The 20,757-nt window shown below is 63.1% G+C and carries 20 protein-coding genes and 1 riboswitch; of the genes, 12 read left to right on the forward strand and 8 right to left on the reverse strand.

The annotated features are described in order from the left end of the window. Positions 1 to 14 precede the first annotated feature (14 nt). From AC4CS3_RS04660 to glyA, 5 genes are all read right to left on the reverse strand, one after another. Positions 15 to 314, reverse strand: coding sequence for an SHOCT domain-containing protein (locus AC4CS3_RS04660; RefSeq protein ID WP_345450074.1), 300 nt, complete (start codon positions 312 to 314; stop codon positions 15 to 17). 133 nt (positions 315 to 447) lie between these two features. Then, positions 448 to 1,113, reverse strand: a complete 666-nt coding sequence (locus AC4CS3_RS04665; protein WP_437772850.1) for a response regulator transcription factor — start codon at positions 1,111 to 1,113, stop codon at positions 448 to 450. Further along, positions 1,110 to 2,240: a sensor histidine kinase gene (locus AC4CS3_RS04670; protein WP_490782401.1), complete on the reverse strand. Its 1,131-nt coding sequence runs from the start codon at positions 2,238 to 2,240 to the stop codon at positions 1,110 to 1,112. Before AC4CS3_RS04670 ends, AC4CS3_RS04665 begins: the two co-directional genes overlap by 4 nt. A 99-nt stretch (positions 2,241 to 2,339) precedes the next feature. Further along, complete coding sequence (locus AC4CS3_RS04675; protein ID WP_490782402.1) at positions 2,340 to 3,251, reverse strand: bifunctional methylenetetrahydrofolate dehydrogenase/methenyltetrahydrofolate cyclohydrolase; 912 nt, start codon at positions 3,249 to 3,251, stop codon at positions 2,340 to 2,342. 8 nt (positions 3,252 to 3,259) lie between these two features. Next, a complete protein-coding gene (gene glyA, locus AC4CS3_RS04680) occupies positions 3,260 to 4,573 on the reverse strand; it encodes a serine hydroxymethyltransferase (protein ID WP_490782449.1) in 1,314 nt (437 codons plus the stop codon). 90 nt (positions 4,574 to 4,663) lie between these two features. Beyond that, positions 4,664 to 4,749, reverse strand: a riboswitch (ZMP/ZTP riboswitch). Positions 4,750 to 4,785: 36 nt separating this feature from the next. On the opposite strand from glyA, the gene purU reads away from it, so the two are divergent. The 3 genes from purU to AC4CS3_RS04695 all read left to right on the forward strand — a co-directional run bounded on the left by purU (position 4,786) and on the right by AC4CS3_RS04695 (position 7,036). Continuing rightward, positions 4,786 to 5,646 (forward strand): formyltetrahydrofolate deformylase, encoded by an 861-nt coding sequence (gene purU, locus AC4CS3_RS04685; RefSeq protein ID WP_490782403.1) that lies wholly within the window; start codon positions 4,786 to 4,788, stop codon positions 5,644 to 5,646. A 96-nt stretch (positions 5,647 to 5,742) separates the two neighbouring features. Beyond that, positions 5,743 to 6,429, forward strand: a complete 687-nt coding sequence (locus AC4CS3_RS04690) for a class I SAM-dependent methyltransferase (protein WP_490782404.1) — start codon at positions 5,743 to 5,745, stop codon at positions 6,427 to 6,429. An 82-nt stretch (positions 6,430 to 6,511) separates the two neighbouring features. Continuing rightward, entirely contained in the window at positions 6,512 to 7,036 is a 525-nt protein-coding gene (locus AC4CS3_RS04695) for a gamma carbonic anhydrase family protein (RefSeq protein WP_490782405.1), read from the forward strand. Here AC4CS3_RS04695 and AC4CS3_RS04700 read toward each other — a convergent pair. After that, positions 7,033 to 8,757, reverse strand: a complete 1,725-nt coding sequence (locus AC4CS3_RS04700) for a flavin monoamine oxidase family protein (protein WP_490782406.1) — start codon at positions 8,755 to 8,757, stop codon at positions 7,033 to 7,035. The genes AC4CS3_RS04695 and AC4CS3_RS04700 overlap by 4 nt on opposite strands. Then, positions 8,754 to 10,184: an amino acid permease gene (locus AC4CS3_RS04705; RefSeq protein WP_490782450.1), complete on the reverse strand. Its 1,431-nt coding sequence runs from the start codon at positions 10,182 to 10,184 to the stop codon at positions 8,754 to 8,756. The genes AC4CS3_RS04700 and AC4CS3_RS04705 overlap by 4 nt, the downstream gene beginning before the upstream one ends. 219 nt (positions 10,185 to 10,403) lie before the next feature. Between AC4CS3_RS04705 and alr the strand changes: the two genes are divergently transcribed. The 7 genes from alr to AC4CS3_RS04740 all read left to right on the forward strand — a co-directional run bounded on the left by alr (position 10,404) and on the right by AC4CS3_RS04740 (position 16,756). Next, positions 10,404 to 11,624 carry an alanine racemase gene (gene alr, locus AC4CS3_RS04710; RefSeq protein ID WP_490782407.1) on the forward strand — a complete coding sequence of 407 codons (1,221 nt, stop codon included), beginning with the start codon at positions 10,404 to 10,406 and terminating at the stop codon, positions 11,622 to 11,624. Then, entirely contained in the window at positions 11,614 to 13,221 is a 1,608-nt protein-coding gene (locus tag AC4CS3_RS04715) for a PucR family transcriptional regulator (protein ID WP_490782408.1), read from the forward strand. The genes alr and AC4CS3_RS04715 overlap by 11 nt, the downstream gene beginning before the upstream one ends. A gap of 245 nt (positions 13,222 to 13,466) precedes the next feature. After that, entirely contained in the window at positions 13,467 to 13,706 is a 240-nt protein-coding gene (locus AC4CS3_RS04720; RefSeq protein ID WP_490782409.1) for a hypothetical protein, read from the forward strand. A 20-nt stretch (positions 13,707 to 13,726) separates the two neighbouring features. Next, positions 13,727 to 14,494: an ATP-binding cassette domain-containing protein gene (locus AC4CS3_RS04725; protein WP_490782410.1), complete on the forward strand. Its 768-nt coding sequence runs from the start codon at positions 13,727 to 13,729 to the stop codon at positions 14,492 to 14,494. Then, positions 14,495 to 15,922 (forward strand): hypothetical protein, encoded by a 1,428-nt coding sequence (locus AC4CS3_RS04730; protein WP_490782411.1) that lies wholly within the window; start codon positions 14,495 to 14,497, stop codon positions 15,920 to 15,922. Continuing rightward, complete coding sequence (locus tag AC4CS3_RS04735; protein WP_490782412.1) at positions 15,906 to 16,223, forward strand: hypothetical protein; 318 nt, start codon at positions 15,906 to 15,908, stop codon at positions 16,221 to 16,223. Before AC4CS3_RS04730 ends, AC4CS3_RS04735 begins: the two co-directional genes overlap by 17 nt. Then, positions 16,220 to 16,756, forward strand: a complete 537-nt coding sequence (locus AC4CS3_RS04740) for a hypothetical protein (protein ID WP_490782413.1) — start codon at positions 16,220 to 16,222, stop codon at positions 16,754 to 16,756. The genes AC4CS3_RS04735 and AC4CS3_RS04740 overlap by 4 nt, the downstream gene beginning before the upstream one ends. 30 nt (positions 16,757 to 16,786) lie before the next feature. On the opposite strand, the gene AC4CS3_RS04745 is transcribed toward AC4CS3_RS04740, so the two are convergent. Continuing rightward, positions 16,787 to 17,599, reverse strand: a complete 813-nt coding sequence (locus AC4CS3_RS04745) for a nitrilase-related carbon-nitrogen hydrolase (RefSeq protein ID WP_490782414.1) — start codon at positions 17,597 to 17,599, stop codon at positions 16,787 to 16,789. A 236-nt stretch (positions 17,600 to 17,835) separates the two neighbouring features. Between AC4CS3_RS04745 and AC4CS3_RS04750 the strand changes: the two genes are divergently transcribed. Then, positions 17,836 to 19,026 carry an ROK family transcriptional regulator gene (locus AC4CS3_RS04750; RefSeq protein ID WP_284992024.1) on the forward strand — a complete coding sequence of 397 codons (1,191 nt, stop codon included), beginning with the start codon at positions 17,836 to 17,838 and terminating at the stop codon, positions 19,024 to 19,026. Positions 19,027 to 19,164: 138 nt separating this feature from the next. Continuing rightward, entirely contained in the window at positions 19,165 to 20,721 is a 1,557-nt protein-coding gene (gene mmsA, locus AC4CS3_RS04755; RefSeq protein WP_441413964.1) for a multiple monosaccharide ABC transporter ATP-binding protein, read from the forward strand. Positions 20,722 to 20,757 lie beyond the last annotated feature (36 nt).

Here is a 20,757-nt window from a genome sequence, read left to right on the forward strand (position 1 = left end):
AATCCGCCGGTTCCTCACTTTGTCGGATGTGCCCGCAGAACTTCCAGGCGCTGGCGGTACTCGGTCTCGTCGATTTCCCCGCGTGCGTAGCGCTCCCTCAGCACGCTTTCGGCGCCCTGGGTTGCTGCCCAGTAGTGGTTCCGGCGCCACATCCGGCGGCCGAAGAAGATGAAGCAACCGATGACCAGGAACCAAAACAGCGGGATCAGGAGGAAAAACGGCCAGAAGACGAATCCGTCCCCCGGCCCATGGACGACGTCGGCGGGAAGCTGCGCGGCCGCGGCGCCGATGGTGGTACTCAGTGATGTCAACATGTCCAGTCCAAACTCTCAACAGGCCGTATCTCGGCTCTGGTTCCAGTCTGGTTTTTGGCCCATCGAAAGGCGTCGGCCACAGGGAGTCACTTCCGCCCTGCCGCCTACTCCCCCGGGAGACTACGGGCCGGGGCTAGCTGCTCCAGCCCGGCCGGACCAATCCGGATTCGTACGCCAGCACCACCAATTGCGCACGGTCCCGGACCAGCAGTTTGGTCATGATCCGTGAAACGTGCGTCTTCGCTGTCAGCGGGGTGATGAACAGCCGCTCGGCGATCTCTGCGTTGTTCAGGCCCTCGCCTACCAGCGCCAGGACTTCCCGTTCGCGCTCGGTGATTTGGCCCAGGGGCACTGTCTTCGACGCAGCTTTGCTGTGCAGGGCGAGCTGGGCCATGATGCGGCGTGTCACGGATGGCGAAAGGAGCGCGTCGCCGTCGTGCACTACCCGCACGGCGCGGATCAGTTCCTCCGGTTCGGTGTCCTTGACGAGGAAGCCGGCAGCACCCGCGCGCACGGCCTCGGCGATGTATTCGTCCAGCTCAAACGTGGTGAGGATGATGATGCGGGTGTGCGCAAGGCGGGGGTTGGCCAGGATTTGCCGCGTTGCGGCGAGCCCGTCGCCATCAGGCATGCGGATGTCCATGAGCACGACGTCGGGCGCCTCACGCTCGGCCAGCCTGACGGCATCCCGGCCGGTACCCGCTTCCGCTACCACTTCCATGTCCGGTTCAGCGTCCAGGAGCGCCCGGAATCCCGCCCGGATAAGGTTCTGGTCGTCGGCTAACAGCAAACGGATCATGGCTGGCGTTCTCCCTTGTTGGAGTTCAGAGGGAGGTTCGCTTCCACGCGCAGCCCGGGCTCCAGCGGCGTCAGGCCAAGCGTGCCACCAAGGGCCTCGACGCGCTCCCGCATGCCCCTGAGCCCGTTCCCTGCGGGAGCTCCCCGGAGGCCGCCGCCGTCGTCGTCGATCCTCACCCTGAGCGCATTCCCGGCCAATTCCAGAAGTACGACGGCGGACGCCGCGCCGGCGTGCCTGCGGACGTTGCTAAGGGCTTCCTGGACGATCCGGTAGGCGGCTTCCTGCTGCGCTGTGTCTGCCCTGTCCGCCTCTACCGAGTTTTCGAACCGCACCTCCAGGCCGCCTCGCCTCGCGTCGTCCACGAGTTCCGGGATCCGCCCCAGGCTTGGTGGCGCCGCGGGACTCAGCGGGGCGTCGTCGCGCAGCACACCGAGGAGCTGACGGACTTCGGCCAGGGATTCCTTGCTCGCTGCCTTGATGGCTTCCAGCGCCGGGCGGAGCTTCTCGGGATCGTTCGTTCCCAGATGGAGCGCCACGGAAGCCTGGACGTTGATCATCGACAGGGAGTGGGCCACCACATCGTGGATATCGCGGGCGAGCGTGAGACGGTACTCGTCCCGTTCGGCCTGTTTCGCGGCCTCCCGCCGTCGTCGGTATTCGGCCATCCGCTCGCCCCGCCGTCGGAAGCCTTCACCGATCAGGACAAGGATCGCCGCCCAGGCAACACCGGCAGAGGCCCGGACCAGCCCTGTCTCATCCCCTGCGAGGACCGCCATCAGAACGACGGCTGCAGCGCAAATTCCCGCCCCAAGCCAGGCCTGCCAGCGCAGCCCTGCGGCGGCGGTGAGGACGATCGAGAAAGCCAGGGACAGCACAATCGGACCCCAGGCGTAACCGAGGAGTAAATAGCTGGACGTGGCCGCGAGGGTGATCGGCAGCATGACCGCGGGCCTGCGGGTCCGGAAAGCCAAGGCCGCGGGGCCCGCCAACAGCAGCATGAAGGCGAGCGGGTCCAAGGGGCGCAGGGAAGCCTGATGGCTCGCCGAAAATACAGTCCCCAAGACCTGGATCAGGGCCACCGCAATCACGATGAAACTCGTGGGCGGACCCTGGAAACGCCGCTGCATGCTCCGAGCCTAGCCGCGGAGGGCGCCGACGTCGTCGGGTTAACGAGGTAGGGCGCCTACTCCCGCGGGAGTAGGCGCCCTACCTGCTGAAATCCGGAACTAGGCGATGCCGGAGGCGCTTCCCGCGGCCAATTGGCGTTCCGCGGCTTCGACCACGTTGGTCATGAGCAGCGCCACAGTCATGGGACCCACTCCGCCGGGGTTCGGCGATATCCAGCCCGCCACGTCGGCAACGGCGGGATCGATGTCGCCGTGGACCTTGCTCTTGCCCGTCTCGGGGTCGGTTTCACGGGTGACACCGACGTCGAGCACGGCCGCGCCCGGCTTCACGTCCGCAGCCTTGACGATGTGCTTGGCACCCGCCGCGCCCACAATCACGTCCGCCTGCCGCAGCAGCTCCGAGAGGTTCTTGGTGCCGGTGTGCGTCAGCGTCACGGTGGCGTTCACGGCCCGCCGGGTGAGCAGCAGGCCGATCGAGCGGCCGATCGTGACGCCGCGGCCGACCACCACAACGTGCTTGCCGGCGAGGCTGTAGCCGTTGCGCTCCAGGAGCTCGATGACGCCGCGGGGTGTGCACGGCAGCGGCGAGGTGATCTCTCCGTTGACGTTGAGCACCAACCGGCCCAGGTTGGTCGGGTGCAGGCCGTCGGCATCCTTGGCGGGGTCGATCCGCTCGAGGATGGCGTCGGTGTCCAGGTGCTTGGGCAGCGGCAGCTGCACGATGTAACCGTGGCAGGCGGGATCCGCATTGAGTTCGTCGATCAGGGCCTCAACCTGGGCCTGGGTGGCGTCCGCCGGAAGCTCACGCTGGATCGAGTTCATCCCGATCTCCACAGACTGCTTGTGCTTCATGGACACGTAAAGCTGCGAGGCAGGGTCCGCACCTACGAGCACAGTGGCAATGCCCGGAGTTACGCCGCGGGCCCTCAGGGCAGCGACACGCTCAGTCAGCTCAGACTTAATGGCGGCGGCGGCGGCCTTGCCGTCAAGGATCTTCGCGGTCTGCGCCATGGACGGGTTCACCACTGCTCGTGCTGCGGGTACAGCGGGAAGTCTGCAGCCAGCTTGTCGACCCGGGCCTGCAAGGCTTCAACGTCGGTAGCGGAGCCGGCCTTCAGCGCCGAAGCGATGATCTCGGCAACTTCGGTGAATTCGGTGGCACCGAAGCCGCGGGTAGCCAGGGCCGGCGTACCGATGCGCAGGCCGGAGGTGACCATCGGCGGGCGGGGGTCGAACGGAACGGCGTTGCGGTTGACGGTAATGCCCACCGAGTGGAGGAGGTCTTCGGCCTGCTGGCCGTCCAGCTGCGAGTTGCGCAGGTCCACGAGGACCAAGTGGACGTCGGTGCCGCCGGTCAGCACAGAAACGCCTGCTTCGGCGACATCGGCCTGGTTGAGGCGATCGGCGATGATCTTGGCGCCTTCGAGGACGCGCTCCTGGCGCTCCTTGAATTCCTCGCCGGCAGCGATCTTGAAGGCAACAGCCTTGGCGGCGATCACGTGCATGAGCGGCCCGCCCTGCTGGCCCGGGAACACGTTGGAGTTGAGCTTCTTAGCCCACTCCTGCTTGGCGAGGATCACACCGGAACGGGGTCCAGCTAGCGTCTTGTGCACCGTGGAGGTGACGACGTCGGAGTGCGGCACCGGGCTCGGGTGCAGGCCTGCTGCGACAAGACCCGCAAAGTGGGCCATGTCCGTCCAGAGGAGCGCGCCAACCTCGTCGGCGATGGAACGGAAAGCTGCGAAGTCGAGGTGGCGCGGGTAAGCGGACCAGCCGGCGATGATGACCTGCGGCTTCTCGGCAATGGCCTGTTCGCGGAGCTTGTCCATGTCCACGCGGAAGTTGTCTTCTTCAACCTGGTAGGCAGCTACGTTGTAAAGCTTGCCGGAGAAGTTGAGCTTCATGCCGTGGGTCAGGTGGCCACCGTGGGCGAGGGAAAGGCCGAGGATCTTGTCACCAGGAGTGATCATGGCGGACAGGGCTGCGGCGTTGGCCTGCGCACCCGAGTGCGGCTGGACGTTGGCGTACTCAGCGCCGAAGAGCGCCTTCACGCGGTCGATGGCCAGTTGCTCGGCGATGTCCACGTATTCGCAGCCGCCGTAGTAGCGGCGGCCCGGGTAGCCTTCGGCGTACTTGTTGGTCAGGACCGAGCCCTGGGCCTCCATGACGGCGCGGGGCGCAAAGTTCTCAGAAGCGATCATTTCCAGGGTGCCGCGCTGGCGGCCGAGTTCCTGTTCCAGAACTGCTGCGATCTCGGGGTCGAGCTCGGAAAGCGGCTGGTTGCTGATGGTCGCGGAGGTGATGGTGGTGGTGGTCACGAAGATCTCCTGGATAGGCAACGGGTATTTCTACAGGTCAGGCTACCGGCTGGGTTTTTTCCATGCCTTTGATTACGGGGCATGGCACAGCGGCGGTAAAACGTGACCCTCGGCCCAGGCGTACGATCCGTGGTCTTCATCAATGCCGCTCCCTGGTGGTACACCACCCAACGCCAGTCGCGACGACTTAAACAGTACAACAGGTGCGCAACGGTAGGCTTGATCGTGTGACTGACTCCACCCTGCCTACGTCTTTTGTTGTAACCCTGTCCTGCCCGGACCGGCCCGGAATTGTGCACGCCGTTGCAGGCGCTTTGTTGGAGGCCGGCTGCAACATCGCCGATTCCCAGCAATACGGCAGCCCCAGCACGGGAAACTTCTTCATGCGGGTGGAAGCCACGACGTCCTCGACCGAGGCCGAACTGAGTTCGGCGCTGGCCCCGGTGGCAGAAGCATTCGGCATGAAATGGCAGATCAACCCGGTGGGCCAGAAGGTCCGTACCCTGATCCTGGGATCAAAGGACGCACACTGCCTCAACGATCTGCTCTTCCAGCAGCGCACTGGCACCCTCCCCATCGAGGTGCCGGCCATCGTGTCCAACCACCGGGACCTGGAAGGTCTTGCGGAGTTCTACGGGATCCCCTTCCACTACATCCCTGTCACTCCGGACACCAAACCCCAGGCCGAGGCGAAGCTGCTCGAGCTCATCCATGAGCACGGCATCGAGCTCACCGTTCTGGCGCGCTACATGCAGATCCTCTCCAACGAGCTGTGCACCGAGCTCAGCGGCAAGGCCATCAACATCCATCACTCCTTCCTGCCGTCCTTCAAGGGCGCGAAGCCCTACCACCAGGCGCATGCCCGGGGCGTGAAGATCATCGGCGCCACCGCCCACTACGTCACGGCGGACCTCGACGAGGGCCCGATCATCGAGCAGGAAGTCATCCGCGTGGACCATGCCCGCACGGCCGAGCAATTCGTGCAGATGGGCCGCGACGTCGAGGGCCGCACGCTGGCACAGGCGGTGCAGTGGCACGCCGAACACCGTGTCCTGCTCGACGGCACCCGCACGGTGGTGTTCAACTAGCGCTCCCGGCCCACCCAACTGACTCGCACTTAATGCCGCTTTGACGCCTCATAACGACACCTACTGCTAGTCAGTTGGGTGTTCTACGCTGGGTGCATGGACGGCACCCGCAAGGCATTCAGTAACGAAAGCGCCGACCACGAAGCGGACCTCGTCTACTACGACCGGCAGGCCCCTTTCGGGAACACCCGGGCCCTGACGCCGCATCGGACGGAATGCCGCGAGTGGTTCATTCGCCTGCTCAAGGAGGAACACAGGCACTCACTGTTCGAACTCGGCTGCGGTACCGGCGTGGAAGGACTGGAGTTCGTTCGAGCAGGCCTGCATTACACCGGAGTAGACCTCTCCGAAGAGAGCATCCACGTCGCCCGTGCCAAGGGTCTGGACACCAGCGTAGCCAGCGGCCGGTCCCTGCCGTTCGCCGACGCCGCGTTCCCGGCAGTGTGGACCATGAGCACCCTCCTGCACGTCAACAACGCGGTAATCCACGACGTCGTCCGTGAACTCGTGCGGGTCAGCGCGGCTGGTGCGCCGATCGCCGTCGGGCTCTGGTCCGGTGACGATGAAGAAGTCCTCAACCCCGAGGACCAGGACGAGCCGCGGCGGTTCTTCAGCCGGCGGAGCGATGACACCCTGCGCCGCATCTTTGGTGCGCACGGCACGGTGGAACACTTTGAAACCTGGCCCGAGGGAACGGGAGCCGAGTCTGGACCCGGTGCGGGTCATTGGACCCAGCATTACCAGTTCCTGGTCCTCCGGACGCCTTCCGGCCCAACTGACTAGCAGTTGGTGTCGTTATGAGGCGTCAAAACGACACCTACTGCGAGTCAGTTGGGTTGGGACCAGCGTGTTCTAGGCTTGCCCCATGGCTCCCATTTACACGTTCGCCGGGGATACCCCGGCCATCCATGACACCGCCTTCGTGGCACCCACGGCTTCCATCATCGGCAAAGCCACCCTCGGCGCGGACTCCAGCGCCTTCTATGGTGTGTCCGTCCGTGCCGACACCGCCGCAATCAGCGTCGGTGCCGGCTCGAACCTCCAGGACAATGTAGTCCTGCACGCCGACCCCGGATTCCCCTGCACCGTCGGCGAGCGCGTCAGCGTCGGGCACAGCGCCGTCGTCCACGGATGCACCGTGGAGGACGACTGCCTCATCGGCATGAGCGCCACCATCCTGAACGGAGCCGTCATCGGTACCGGTTCGCTTGTGGCCGCAGGCGCCGTCGTGCTTGAAGGAACTGTCATCCCGCCGCGCTCCCTGGTTGCCGGGGTGCCCGCCAAAGTGCGCCGCGAACTGAGCGAGGAAGAGCTCGACGGCGTGAAGCGCAACGCGGCCCACTACCGGGAGCTAGCGGCGGCGCACCGCGAGATGCACGCGCAAAGCTAGTCCAGGCTGATCGGACCCAGCTCGTCCAACAAGTCACCGGGACCGGGGTTGCCTGCCACGGACGAACCACCAAGATGGTTCACCACGCCCCACACAGCGTTGAGCCCCGTGGTGACGGCGCCTTCGGCCCAGCCTGCGGTGAACGAGACGTCGTCGCCGGCCAGGAAGATGCCCCGCTGGCTCTCCGGCAGCTTGTCCTGCTTGAAGTGCGTGAACAGTCGCTGCTGGTAGCGGTAGTGCCCGGGCAGGTTGGCCTTGAAGGCACCCATGAAGTTGGGGTCGGCCTCCCAGGAAACGGTGATGGGCTGGCCCACGATGTGGCTCGCAATGTCCACACCGGGGTAGATCTGCTCGAGCGAGTGAAGCATGAGCTTGACGCGTTCCTCGGCGCTGAGCGAGAGCCACTTCAAGGCGTCGTCGTTCCACGTGTAGGAAAGCAGGATGACAGCAGGCTTGTCCGGGCCGTCGTCGAGCAGGTACGTTGCCCGGTTAAGCCGGTCGGTCAGCGTCATGGACAACACTTCGCGGCCCGTTTCGGGGTCGATGTCCTTCCAGAACGGCCGGTCCACCATCACGAAGGTCTTGGACGACTGCATGTAGTGCGAGCGCTCGATCGCGGTCCACAGTTCGGAGGGGAACAACGCTTCCTGGGTGTGGATGCGAGTGGACAGCAGCCAGGACTGGCACGTGGTCACGACGGCGGGGTAGCCGGTTTCGCGGCCCCAACGTTCGCGCACCATGAGATCGCCGTTCTCTCCGCGCTCGATGCGGTCCACGGCTCCGCGAGGGGAACCGGAATGCAACGATGCGAGCGACGTGCCTTCGGGCCAGTGAGCCATGCCCGACGGCGCGTGGTGCCACAGTGCCTCGGGGAGCCGTTGCGCTCCCCCGGTGATGAGCCGGTGCTGGTCATCGGCGTCGGTGTAGACGACGCGCAGGATTTCGAGGATGGAGTTGGGGAAATCGGTGTCCCAGCCGCCGGTGCCGAAACCTACCTGCCCGAAGGCCTCGCGGTGCGCGAATCCGGCCTCCTTGAAGGACTTGCTTGCGGCGATGAAGCCGTAGAAAGTCTGCTCATCCAGGAGCGGTAGCAGCTCGTTCCACAGCTCCTTGATCCGCTTGGTGTCGCGGGCACGGATCGCCTCCTGCATTTCCTGCAACGCAGCGCCGTCATTCACTGCGGCCTTCCACGCTGCGGCAACCTCGTGGAAGAACTCCGGCAGCTCAGCAGAGGTGGCGGCGTAGTGCTTCTGCCCGGCCAACTCGATCACGGTGCTTGATGTTGCAGGCGCGAGGGGGTTGGGGAATTCCTGGGTGTCCAGGCCGAGGAGATCCACGTAGTGGTAGAACGCCTTGCCGGAGACGGGGAATCGCATGCCTCCGAGGTCTGCCACCACTCCGGGAGCCGACGGGAAGCTCGCGGTGCGCAGCCGCCCCCCGATCTGGTCGGCCTCGTAGACCACGGGGCGCAGCCCGAGCTTCATGAGCTCGTATGCTGTGACGAGTCCCGAGAGGCCGGCACCGATCACCGCGACCTCCGTGCCGTACAGCTCCGGCGGAACAACCGCCAGGCCGTCGGGGTGGGCCAGGTAGTGGTCGTAGCTGAACGGGAAGTCCGGGTTCAGCATGGTGATGGGAGCGTCGGCCGGCGTTGCTTGGGAAATTCCGGCATCCCCTGGGCGGGGTGTGGGTTCCGTGGGCAATTCGGTGGCGATGGTCATGAAAGTTCTGCCTTCACAGTTTCCGGGTCGGCGACCCTGGCGGATAGTTCACGGTATTCCTGTTCGCTCAGGGCCGCTACCTTCGAGTTCCGGCGTCCGTAGCCGAAGTAGAGGGCGATTCCCACAAGCATCCAGCCCCCGAATACCACCCAGGTGTCAGCACCCAGGTTGGCCATGAGGTAGGCGCACATCAGCGTGCCGAGAACAGGGGTGATCGGGTAGAGCGGCACGCGGAAGCTGCGCTTGAGCTCCGGACGGTTGCGCCGCAGGTAGATGACGGCGACGTTCACGAGCGCGAATGCGAAGAGGGTGCCGATGCTGGTGGCGTCGGCGAGCGCGCCGAGCGGGACGAGCCCCGCGGTGAGTGCGACGGCGGTGCCCACGATGAGCGTTCCGGCCACCGGGGTGCCGGTGCGCGGGGAGATCTTGCCGAAAACCTCTGGGACCAGTCCGTCGCGGGACATGGAGAGCAGGATCCGGGTCTGGCCGTAGAGGACCGTCAGCACGATGCTGGCGATGGCGAGCACGGCTCCGATGGAGAAGACGAGCGCGATCCAGGGCTGGTGGGTGGTTTCCTCGAGGATTTGCACCAGGGCCGCCTCGGTGCCGCCGAACCATTCCCAGGGGCGGGCGCCGATTGCGGCGACGGCAACCAGGACGTAGATGCTGGTCACGATCACCATGGAGAGCAGGATGGCCCGGGGCAGGTCGCGCTTGGGGTTGCGGGCCTCTTCACCGGCAGTGGACGCGGCGTCGAAGCCGATGTACGAGAAGAACACCCGGGATGCGGCGGCCGAGACGCCTGCTGCGCCCATGGGCATGAGCGGTTCGAAGTTCCCGGCGTTGAACGCAGTGAACGCAACGGCGCAGAAGAACAGCAGGATGACAATCTTGATGCTCACGATCGCGGTGTTGATCCAGGCGCTTTCCTTGGCGCCTCGCACCAGCAGGATCATCGCGAGGACCACAATCAGCATGGCCGGGATGTTGACCACGCCGCCGCTGCCCGGTGGCTGGGACATCGAGTCCGGCAGGAACTGTCCGAACGCGGCGAGGGTTTCGTTCACGTATTGCCCTGCGCCGACGGCCACGGCAGCCACGGAGACCGCGTATTCGAGGACGAGGCACCAACCGCAGATCCAGGCCATGCCCTCGCCCATCGTGGCGTAGGAGTAGGAGTAGCTGGATCCGGCAACAGGCACAAGGCCCGCCATTTCGGCATAGGACACGGCCGAGAACAAAGCGGCGAGGCCCGCCACCACGAAAGAGATCCAGACTGCGGGACCGGCCAGCGGCACGGATTCACCCAGGATCACAAGGATGCCGGTGCCCAAGGTCGCGCCGACACTGATCATCGTCAGTTGGAGGACGCCGAAGCTGCGGACGAGCGGCGTACCGCTTTCGCTGCTTCCGGCTTCGCTCACCATCTGCCCGATCGGCTTGCGGCGCAGGAGCTGCGAACCGAGTCCCGGGCGGCGGGCGGCATTGCCGGCATCTGTATTCGTGGCGTGCGTTGGCTTGGTCTGGGTGGAGGTAGGCACAGTCACCGTTGACGTCCCTTCAGAGTAGTTGGCGGTTTCCCCTGACAACCGTAAGCCTGTGAGCCAGCTCTCACGGCGGTGCAAAATGACCTATAGTGATCAACCATGAGACGTATTGCACAATCAGAAACGACGCCGGAAGCGGCGCTTTCCGGGCAGGTCAGCGTTGACCTGTCTGCGATTTCAGACAACATCAAAGCACTCAAGAAGCGCACCGCCGCGCCGCATTTCATGGCCGTCGTCAAGGGGAACGGCTACGGTCACGGCCTCGTGGATGTGGCCCGGACGGCGGTGGCGGCAGGCGCTGATTGGCTGGGAACCGCCCAGTTGAGCGAAGCCATTGCACTTCGCCAGGCGGGCATCACCGTGCCGGTCCTGTCGTGGCTATATCTGGCATCCCAGACCAGCGCAACGATCCGTGAGGCACTCGAGTACGACGTCGACGTTTCGCTTGGGAGCGTCGGTCAACTTGAGGTCCTGGCAGGGATCGCGAGGCAATTGGGCCGCCCCGCCGTCGTGCACCTGGAGCTGGACAGCGGCCTCAGCCGCGGCGGTGCACGCAAGGAAGACTGGCCCGAACTCGTAGCCCAGGCTCGCAAGGGCGAGCAGGACGGCACGGTTCTGGTCCGCGGCATCTGGACCCACTTGGCCTGGGCCGATGTTCCCGCCCACCCCGGAAACGCGGCAGCCGTGGCGGAGTTCGAAGACGCCGTTCGCGAAGCGCGCGCTGCAGGTCTGGACCCGCAGCTGCGGCACGTGTCGAGCTCGGCAAACATCCTGGACCGGCCCGAATTCCATTTCGATATGGTCCGCGCCGGACTGGCGATCTACGGATTGGCCCCGGCGGACCACCTGGATCCTGCCGACTTCGGACTGCGCCCCGCCTTGAGCGTCACCGCACCGCTCGTCATGGTCAAGAAAGTTCCGGCAGGGACTGGCGTCAGCTACGAACACCAGGCCATCACGCACGAGCCGCGCTATCTCGGACTCATCCCCCTGGGTTACGCCGACGGCATCCCCAAGGGCATCAGCGGCCGGAGCCTGGTCCAGATCGGCGGGCGGAAAGTCCCCGTGATCGGCAAGGTGTGCATGGACCAGTTCATGGTGGACCTGGGTCCCGATGCTTCTGGGATCGAGGTCGGAGACACGGCGGTCCTGTTCGGCGATCCGGCCGGAGGGGCTGCGAGCGCCGATGATTGGGGCGCCGCCATCGGAAGCCACGGCGACGAGATCATCAACCGAATCGCACCGCGGCTCCCCCGCGTGTATGAGTCCGGTGCCTACGAGTGCCCCGATTACCAGGAGGCCTCGAGCGATGTCGCCTGAGCCGACCCCCGGCCGCCTGAGCTTCGTCACGCTTGAGCAGTTCCTGAAGCAGCTGCCGCCCGAGTTGGAGATACTCCACGACGGCGGCAGCGGCGGGGAGCTGCTGCGCTGGGTTGAACCGAGCGAACTGGACGATCCCACCCCCTACCTGCCGGAAGGAGAATTCCTGCTGACCGCGGGGCTCCCTTTCCTTGGGGATGGCGGGTCCAGGGAAAACGTGGATGCTTACGTGAAGCGGCTCGTGGGGGCCAGGGTGGCGGCGCTGGGGTTCGGGATCAGGCCGTATTTCGACGCCGTCCCGGCCGAGCTGCTCAAGGCGTGCCGACGGCACCAGCTCACCTTGATTGAGATCCCGGAGTCCATCCCGTTCGCCGCGATCGGGCTTGAGTTCTCCCAACTCCTGGAATCGGATAATGCGAAGGTCTTCCGCCAGCTCGCGGAGACCAACAGGCAACTCATGCGGGCAGTCCTCTCCCCTCGGCCGGAACACGAGCTGCTCGCCGCTTTGGTCCAGAAGGTACCCGTCTGGGCCCTTCTCGTCGGAGCGGACGGGCGGGTACGTGCGCGCGCCCACGCTGCCGGCGGCAGCACCGGCGTCGAGCACTCGTTACTGGAGCCCATGCTGGAACGGCTCCTTTCGGGCAGCGGACCGCGGGTTGAAGTGGACGGCTTTGAGCAGCCGGGATCGGCGATGGTTTTCGGGCACCCGCTGCGGAGCACCAAGGATGCCAACCTGGGCGCCCTGATCCTGGGCTCGGACGCTGCGCTGACTCCCGCCCAGAACAGCGTGGTGCAGTCCGTCGTGGGGTTGCTGGAGTTGCTCGTCCGCCAACGGACCAGCGGCTCGCTCGCGCCGAGTCAATTGGCGACGGCGTTGCTTTTGCACCCTGAAAGCCTTGCCACCGGCGGGACACGGCACATCAACGGGCTCAAGGACCTCCTCGCGCAAAGCCTGTCCTCCACGCGATCCGCTCCCCTGCGCGTGGTTCAAGGCATCAAGGTGGACTCCCCCGAGTGGCCCGCCGGCGACAGCCCTGTGCGTGAGCTGTTGCAGTGGCGGCGCCTCTTCGACACCAAATTGGTGGAAATCACCGATTACGGATTCGCTGCGATCACTCGCTTGAAGGTGGACGACGCGCTCCTGGCGGACGTCGAAAAGCTCGGCTGGCGGCTGGTCATCGGGGACCCGACGGAACTGACCGGGCTCGGCGCGGCACACCAGCGCGTGACGTCGCTCCGTTCACGGGTCCAGTCCAGCGGGCGGAGCGCCAGAGTTGACGAGGTGACCTGGTCCATCACCGGGCTCCTGGGACGCGAGGCCGGGTCCATGCTGGCCGCGAGGCTTCTTGAACCGGTGCTTGCCTTGGAAGCCGACCGGCGCGATCCCCTCTTGGCAGTGCTCCGGGGCTGGCTGAGCGAAAACGGCAGCTGGGACGCCTCCGCCAAACTGCTGGGGTTGCACCGCAACAGCGTGCGCCGCCAGATCGGACTGCTCGCCGAACTGCTCGACACCGACCTGAACCAGGCACCAGTGCGCGCGGAACTCTGGATCGCGCTGCAGTACACGGACGGGTTAGTGGGCGGAGGGGACGCCTAGTTCTGGGCCGTGCCTAGCTGTCGTCCCGGCATTTGCTGGCGGCGGCACTTTCTACGTGTTGTGCTGCTTAAAACACGTAGACGGGGCCGCAGGCACACTGAGAAACGTCGATTTTGCACGTATTTTGGCCGGTTCCACCACTTAATTTCGCCGTTTGACCACTGAGACGGGGTTTTCCGGGCCTAGCATTCGACTGCCGGCTACACGGCGTCCGCCAGTAGCTCAAATCGAAGTGGAGGAACGAAATGCTCACTACGACCGCATTGAATGCAAGCAGCACGATGGTAGCGGCACGAACCAAGATTGACGAAATGATTGTTCGTTACGATGGCTGGTTTCTGGTGTTTCTCGCCGTCTTGATGGCGCTTGCTTTTGTATTGCTCGCAGCGATGGCCATCTGGTGCTTGACGCAGGGACGAGGCCGGTTCACTGGCAACTGGAGTTGGAGCCAATGGGGCGTCTCTGTGTTCGTTGAATGCAGGTAAACAGCTGCAAGCCAACCGTCGTGGTGGCACTGACAAGCTGCCAGCACGACCAGAGCATCGGAATTCGCCTCATGACCCTCAGTGTTGCCAACGTCAACTACTCCTACAACTCCAGAACCCAAGTACTTCATGATGTCTCGTTCACGATCACCGAGGACCAGGTCATGGGCCTCATTGGTCCCAACGGGTCCGGGAAGTCCACCCTGATAAAGGTCATCCTGGATCTGCTTCAACTTCAAAGCGGCCGCGTCTGCATCGGGTCTGACAGTAGTCAGAGCCGCAGTGCCAAAATGTCTTCGATCTACTTGTCGAGCAATGATTACCTCCCTGAGTTCCTCACAGGCGAGGAATATGTGCGCTTCATGCACGGGCTCTATGGAGAACCCATGGATCACGCGGCACTGAGGACGCAATTCGCCAGGTACTCCATGCGCGACAGGCACCGCGACTTAATCGAAGACTACTCACACGGCATGAGGAAGAAGTTGCAACTCATCGCCGCGTTCATGCTCCGACGAAGGTTTACCGTAATCGATGAAACCCTCAATGGCGTCGACATCGACGCCATCAACCTCTTTGAACGCGACATCCGGAAACTTGCCACAGAAGGCCGGTCAGTTCTGCTGTGCAGTCATGACTTCACCATGTTGGAACACGTCGCTGACGAGCTGGCGCTTCTCATCCAAGGGGCACTGGTGGTTCAGGCTCCGGTCCGGAAAATTATCCAAGATCACGGCACGATAGCTGACCTTGCCAACGAATTCATTCAAGCAATGGAACCATCATAAATGCGCCTCAAGAGCGTTGTCCTGCTGTTTCGACTGTTCTGGCTCTTCATCGTGAGACGCGTCCTGGGACGAGGACTGCTGGCCAGCCCGGCTGCTCGGCTTTCTGCCATTTTCCTACTCGTTGTCGCGTTCGCCGGATTCAACGCGTTGAGCTATGTGGTCATCCGCCAGTATCTCGGTGGAACCGGCCTACTTGAGCCTGTTCTTCAAGTAGCCAACGCATCCGTCGGATTCTGGGTACTTATTGCGTACACACTAATCCGGGTGCTGTTTATGAAGGCCGATGAGCTTCTAAGGCTCTCCTTCAATCTGCCGGTGACCAACAAGGAAAGGACCATGGCATTTGCGCTCTTTGAGTCGTCCCTCGTCCTCCTCGTGACCGTGTTCATTTTCGGTGCTTTCTCAATTTCAACCGTGCTGATCGAGGGGACAGATTACATTCCGAGGGTTCTGGCGTCCATCTGGTTCCCCGCTATTTCAACGTACCTGCTTCTGAGCCTCGGCTACTATCTGCTTGAACGTGCTCTACAGGCCCTCAGGATAGCTCGACTTCGTGGCCTGATAGTCCCGATGGTGCTTGCTTTCGGGCTGGCGGTCGCCTTTCCTCAAACCAACGAACAGGGCAGCCAGATCACCGAAAGCTACGTAAACGGGCGGGACTACTTCGCGCCTGCTTTGCTCTACGCAAAGCTGCAGGAAGACGTCGGGCTCTGGTTTTCCACTTTAGTGCTGCTTGCGACATCAGCAGCACTAATTCCAGCAATAGTGGCGGTCGCACCCAGGAACTACGTCCCAATGCCTCGCTTCTTCGTCTTCCTGCCTTCATGGTTGGCAGGGCGGAAGTTCGGCGTTTACACTCTGGTCTTGTTTCGGAGTTTCGAAACAATGGTGGCCGTCTCTTTTGTCATCGTCTATTCAGTCTTTACCTGGATCGAGCACTTGGTGTTGCCACCCTACGCGCTTGCCCTCATAACGTTTCAGGGAGTCTATGCATTTTCAAACTCGGAGCCCCTGCGACGCATGGTGACCTATCCGGGCAGCACCGCCGCGAACTACTTACGCCTCATAGGCTCGCAAGGCGTCCTCCTGATAACTGTGGGCATTCCAGTCATCGCAATTTCCTTGGCACAGGGAGTTGCCATCGAAGCGTGCCTGCCCGTGGCGGGATTCTGCTTGAGCAACGTTCTCATATCAACCTTGGTTGGCATCGCTTTCCCTCCCGAGAAAGGAAACCCATTCACTGTCATCATCGGGGTCCTGCTCACGGTGATAGTCGTCATGATTGTGTCACTTGGCTTGAACGTCTTTAACTTTGATCCAATGATCAGTACGGGAATTTTCACCGCGCTTAACATTCTGGTCGTCTTTTACAGCATCCTGGGTATGCGAAGAATGGAAAGGATTGCACGCCATGAAGTGGCTGCTTAGATTCATCGTCGGGCTGACAGTCTCTTTTGTTGTCACCATGATCGTCGTTGTCGCAAGTTTCATCACCACGATGTTCTCTGCGTCAGAAATAGGAGTCAGGAAATTTGGCCTGTTCGGCGCGCTCTTCTTCGAGCCCCATGAACAGCCCGACGGGGCGACCGCATTGGAAATCGGGGTGTCGAACGGCGCGCCCATCGCTTTTGTCTTCGCGGCATCGCTGGTCTTTTATGTTGTCGTTGCATCAGTCCTGGAACGCCTAAAGCTCCACAAGAAGCGACTCCTGCAAGCGGACCAGGGTTGACCGTTCGAAAGTTCGCCCTCGGGGATGTGACTGCCGGGCTGATAGCCAAGCAACTCATATGGTCGTGCAGATTGTCTTTTGCCGCCGCGGCTCTCGGCTTCACGGCGTGCACCTTCCTGGCCGCCATGACCACTGACCCGATACTTTTCCAGGCTGGCCTGTGGCTTCTTGTGCATGTGCTTTGCCTGCTGTGCGGTTTTCTGGTGCATGAGTGGTCTCACGTTGCGGGCATGAGGCTGTTTCACGGGGTTTCCGACGTCGTGGTATCTGCCGGCGTCCTTCGCTTCTCCGTCATTCCCGTCGGGCGTCTCTACGGGTGGCAGATCGCAATCGTGGCGATATTTGGCCCGAGTGCATCATGCTTGGCCGGGGCGCTGGTTGCCCTACTCGCACCTGGTTCATTCCTGCAGTACTGGTTCCTGTTGCATGCAGTCTTCCTCTTGCCAAACTTTGGCGATGGACGGGCCCTGATACTCGGAATCAGAGAATGGGCTCGGCCGATTGCCTTACACGCGCCCGGGATCAACTGCTGAGCTACCCTTCCGCCCTAACCCTTCGCGCCCTCAAGCTTTCCAGGCAGGGTCTTCCCACTCGCGGTACAGCTCCGGACGGCGTTCGCGCAAGTAGGGCACCTGTTCGCGGGCTGCCTTGACGCTTTCCGTGGAGATCTCGGCGAACAGCAATGCCGCACCGTCCCCGGCGGCAGCGAGCAATGAACCATCCGGACCGGCGACCACGCTCCCGCCAAGGAAGTCACAGCCGTCCTCGTGGCCGCTGTGGTTCGCGTAGGCCACGATGAGTTGGCTCTCCATCGCCCGGGCACGGATCAGGACCTGCGGTACGGCGTCGAAGCCCGCGGACAGGGCGGTGGGAACCAGCAGAAGGTCAGCGCCTCGCATGACCGCAGCGCGGACGCTTTCGGGAAACTCGACGTCGTAGCAAATCAGCAGCGACGTTTTGATCCCGTTGAAGTCCACGACGCCGGGAGCTACTCGGGCGGCTGAGAACGCCTTTCGCTCCTCCTCGCCGAAGAGGTGCACTTTGTCGTAGTCCAGGAGCACGGATCCGTGCGCATCCAGAAGAGTGGCGGAGATATGCCAGCCGCCGTCGGCAGCCGGTGCGGGAAGGCTGTAAACGAGCCCGATGGCCCGCGAACGCGCAATGTCCGCAAGGCGCCCCCGGATGCTTGGGAGAACTGCAGGATCCAGCTCCGCGTGGAGCCTCAGCGGCGCATAGCCTACCGGGAAGAGCTCGGGCGTCAGCAACAAGGAGGCCCCCGCCGCGGCAGCGCGCTGCGCCGCCGCATCGACCGTCTTTAGATTGGCGTCGATGTCCAGGACAACGGCGTTGGCCTGCAGAACGGACAGCAGCATCATTACCACCTCGATAGCACCTTGCATCCCCGTCAGGCGTTCATGGGAGACACACCCGGGATTACTCGTGATTCCAGCCTAGCCAGCACCAGGCCGGTCCCACGGGACAAAAGGACCCGCGGATGGCCCGCCGGGGATGGATCGTACAAATCTGCGGCATAGTTCATGACGCCGATGCAAGTTTGCTCCATTGCGTTAACTTCTTGACTGCAACTGTGATTTGAGGCACGCTTCTTGTCATGCCCGCAACATCCAGCTCGACGAAGAGCCACCGCAAAAACCCCGGCTCGCAATCAGCGCTGCGCCACCTGAACCAGCAGCGGCTCATCGAATGCCTACTGAGCGGTCCATCCACCCAGGCCGAACTCGCCAGGCAGACAGGCCTTTCCACGGCAACGGTGTCCAACATCGTCAAGATCATGCAGGACGCGGGGCTCGTCTCTACCGAACCGATCACAAGCTCCGGACGCCGGGCACTGAACGTCAGGCTCAACAGCAACGGTGCTGTCGCCGTCGGGATCGATTTTGGCCGGCGGCACCTGCGGGTGGTCCTGGCCTCGCTGGGCTATCACATCATCGTCGAGGAGACGGTCACGCTGCCCCTTGGGCACCACGCCGAACAGGGCATCAGCGCCGCCGTCGCGCTCCTCAACAAACTCCTGCTCGAAAGCGGGGTTGACCGAAGCGCGGTAGTTGGAGCGGGCGCCGGCATAGCCGGCCCCATCGACCGCCGTTCCGGCACCGTGGCACAGGGTGCCATCCTGCCCGAATGGGTGGGGATCCAGATTCTCGAACGACTGGAGGAAGCCCTCGATCTTCCCGTATACGTTGACAACGACGCCAATCTGGGCGCCCTTTCCGAGGTCACATGGGGGCCCCACAGCGGGATCAGCAATCTCATGTTCCTCAAGATCGGTTCGGGCATTGGAGCGGGACTCATCATCAATGGTGCGCCCTACTACGGGGCGGTGGGGATCACGGGAGAAATCGGCCATGCAACCATCCACGAATACGGCGCAATCTGCCGCTGCGGCAACCGGGGCTGCCTGGAAACGATGGCTTCCACCACCACCATGATCGAGCTGCTCGGGAAGGGATCGGGGCTGCACCTCGAGCCCGAGGACATTGTCCGAAACGCCCTGGCGAGGGATCCGGCGACCCTTCGCGTGGTGGACGACGCGGGGCTCGCGGTGGGGCGGGCGTTGGGCAATGTGGCGAATCTCATAAACCCCGAAGTCATCGTGGTGGGCGGCCCCCTGGCCGGCCTCGGCGACATCCTCCTGGACCCGATCCGGCGCGGCCTCGTCCGCCATGCAGTGCCCGTGATCGGCGAGACAACGCACTTGGCGATGTCTTCGCTCGGCGCCCGGGCGGAGGCCCTCGGGGCGGCCGCTTTGGTGTTCCAGCACGCCGGAATCAAGCAGTCCTAAACATTTCGTTACCACGCTGTTATCGCCGTCTTGCGTTAAAGTCTTGACGACAAGCGGTGTGATCCAGTTTACTTTCTCATCAGATAGGCTCGCCATCCCCGAGCCGACAACGACGTCAAACATTGGAGGCGCAAGGGTATGTCGACCCCCATTACGCACCAGGATCCGGTTCTCCTCGAGATGCGGTCCATCACCAAGGAATTCCCCGGCGTGAAGGCGCTCTCGGACGTTAGCCTCCGGGTCAAGGTGGGCGAAATCCACGCGATCTGCGGTGAAAACGGTGCAGGCAAGTCCACGTTGATGAAGGTGCTCTCCGGGGTTTACCCCTACGGCAGCTACGACGGCGACATCGTGTACCAGGCGGAAGTCCAGCAGTTCAAGGACATCCGGGCCAGCGAACATGCGGGAATCGTGATCATCCACCAGGAACTGGCGCTGATTCCCGAGCTGTCCATCATGGAAAACATCTTCCTCGGCAACGAACCCGTCCGTCGCGGCATCATCGATTGGGCCGAGGCACGCAAGCGCTCAATCGAACTGCTCGCACGGGTTGGCCTGCGCGAGGACCCGGATACCCCCATCAAGGAAATCGGCGTCGGCAAGCAGCAGCTCGTGGAAATCGCCAAGGCCCTGAACAAGTCCGTCAAGCTGCTCATCCTCGACGAGCCCACTGCGGCCCTCAACGAATCGGACTCCCAGCACTTGCTGGATCTGATCCTTGGCCTCAAGGGCCGGGGCATCACGTCCATCATCATTTCCCACAAGCTCAATGAGATCGAGCAGATCGCGGACGAGATCACCATCATCCGCGATGGCAAGTCCATCGAGACGCTCAACGTCGTGGAAGACGGCGTCGACGAGGACCGGATCATCAAGGGCATGGTCGGGCGGACGCTCGAGTCCCGCTTCCCGGACCACACGCCGAAGATCGGCGAGGTGTTCTTCGAGGTCAAAGACTGGAACGTTGGGCATCCCCAGATCCAGGACCGCCTGGTCTGCAAGAACTCCAGCTTCCATGTGCGCCGCGGTGAAATCGTCGGCTTTGCCGGCCTGATGGGTGCCGGGCGCACCGAGCTCGCCCGCTCTGTCTTCGGCCACTCCTACGGCCGTTTCATCTCGGGACAGGTGTACAAGGACGGCAAGCCGATCACCATGCGCAGCGTCCGCCAGGCGATCGACGCCGGTCTCGGCTACGTCACGGAAGACCGCAAGAGCCTGGGACTGAACCTCCTGGACGACATCAAGACCACCACGGTGTCAGCCAACTTGAAGAAGATCAGCCGGGGCATTGTTGTGGACACCAACAAGGAATTCATGGTGGCTGAGCAATACCGGAAGTCGCTGCGCACCAAGACCCCCTCGGTCGAGGAAGGCGTATCGAAGCTCTCCGGCGGAAACCAGCAAAAGGTGGTTCTCGCGAAATGGATGTTCACGGATCCGGACCTTCTCATCCTGGATGAACCCACCCGCGGAATCGATGTCGGGGCCAAGTACGAGATCTACGGAATCATCCAGCAGCTGGCCAACCAAGGGAAGGGCGTGATTGTGATCTCCTCCGAACTTCCCGAGCTGCTGGGCCTCTCCGACCGTATCTACACCATCTTCGAAGGCTCCATCACTGGCGTACTCAACAAGGACGAAGCCAGCCAGGAAAGCCTCATGAAGCTCATGACATCCAGCCGCAAAGCTGCCTGACCCCGGTCACCTCCAGAACCACACGGACACAAGGAC

It is taken from the genome of Arthrobacter sp. SE2, assembly GCF_058244265.1.

Excerpts from the sequence above, each read along its gene's own strand:
- AC4CS3_RS04660 (WP_345450074.1), bottom strand. The coding sequence starts at position 314 with ATGTTGACATCACTGAGTACCACCATCGGCGCCGCGGCCGCGCAGCTT.
- AC4CS3_RS04665 (WP_437772850.1), bottom strand. The coding sequence starts at position 1,113 with ATGATCCGTTTGCTGTTAGCCGACGACCAGAACCTTATCCGGGCGGGA.
- AC4CS3_RS04670 (WP_490782401.1), bottom strand. The coding sequence starts at position 2,240 with ATGCAGCGGCGTTTCCAGGGTCCGCCCACGAGTTTCATCGTGATTGCG.
- AC4CS3_RS04675 (WP_490782402.1), bottom strand. The coding sequence starts at position 3,251 with ATGGCGCAGACCGCGAAGATCCTTGACGGCAAGGCCGCCGCCGCCGCC.
- AC4CS3_RS04690 (WP_490782404.1), top strand. The coding sequence starts at position 5,743 with ATGGACGGCACCCGCAAGGCATTCAGTAACGAAAGCGCCGACCACGAA.
- AC4CS3_RS04695 (WP_490782405.1), top strand. The coding sequence starts at position 6,512 with ATGGCTCCCATTTACACGTTCGCCGGGGATACCCCGGCCATCCATGAC.
- AC4CS3_RS04700 (WP_490782406.1), bottom strand. The coding sequence starts at position 8,757 with ATGACCATCGCCACCGAATTGCCCACGGAACCCACACCCCGCCCAGGG.
- AC4CS3_RS04705 (WP_490782450.1), bottom strand. The coding sequence starts at position 10,184 with ATGGTGAGCGAAGCCGGAAGCAGCGAAAGCGGTACGCCGCTCGTCCGC.
- alr (WP_490782407.1), top strand. The coding sequence starts at position 10,404 with ATGAGACGTATTGCACAATCAGAAACGACGCCGGAAGCGGCGCTTTCC.
- AC4CS3_RS04715 (WP_490782408.1), top strand. The coding sequence starts at position 11,614 with ATGTCGCCTGAGCCGACCCCCGGCCGCCTGAGCTTCGTCACGCTTGAG.
- AC4CS3_RS04720 (WP_490782409.1), top strand. The coding sequence starts at position 13,467 with ATGCTCACTACGACCGCATTGAATGCAAGCAGCACGATGGTAGCGGCA.
- AC4CS3_RS04730 (WP_490782411.1), top strand. The coding sequence starts at position 14,495 with ATGCGCCTCAAGAGCGTTGTCCTGCTGTTTCGACTGTTCTGGCTCTTC.
- AC4CS3_RS04735 (WP_490782412.1), top strand. The coding sequence starts at position 15,906 with ATGAAGTGGCTGCTTAGATTCATCGTCGGGCTGACAGTCTCTTTTGTT.
- AC4CS3_RS04745 (WP_490782414.1), bottom strand. The coding sequence starts at position 17,599 with ATGATGCTGCTGTCCGTTCTGCAGGCCAACGCCGTTGTCCTGGACATC.
- AC4CS3_RS04750 (WP_284992024.1), top strand. The coding sequence starts at position 17,836 with ATGCCCGCAACATCCAGCTCGACGAAGAGCCACCGCAAAAACCCCGGC.
- mmsA (WP_441413964.1), top strand. The coding sequence starts at position 19,165 with ATGTCGACCCCCATTACGCACCAGGATCCGGTTCTCCTCGAGATGCGG.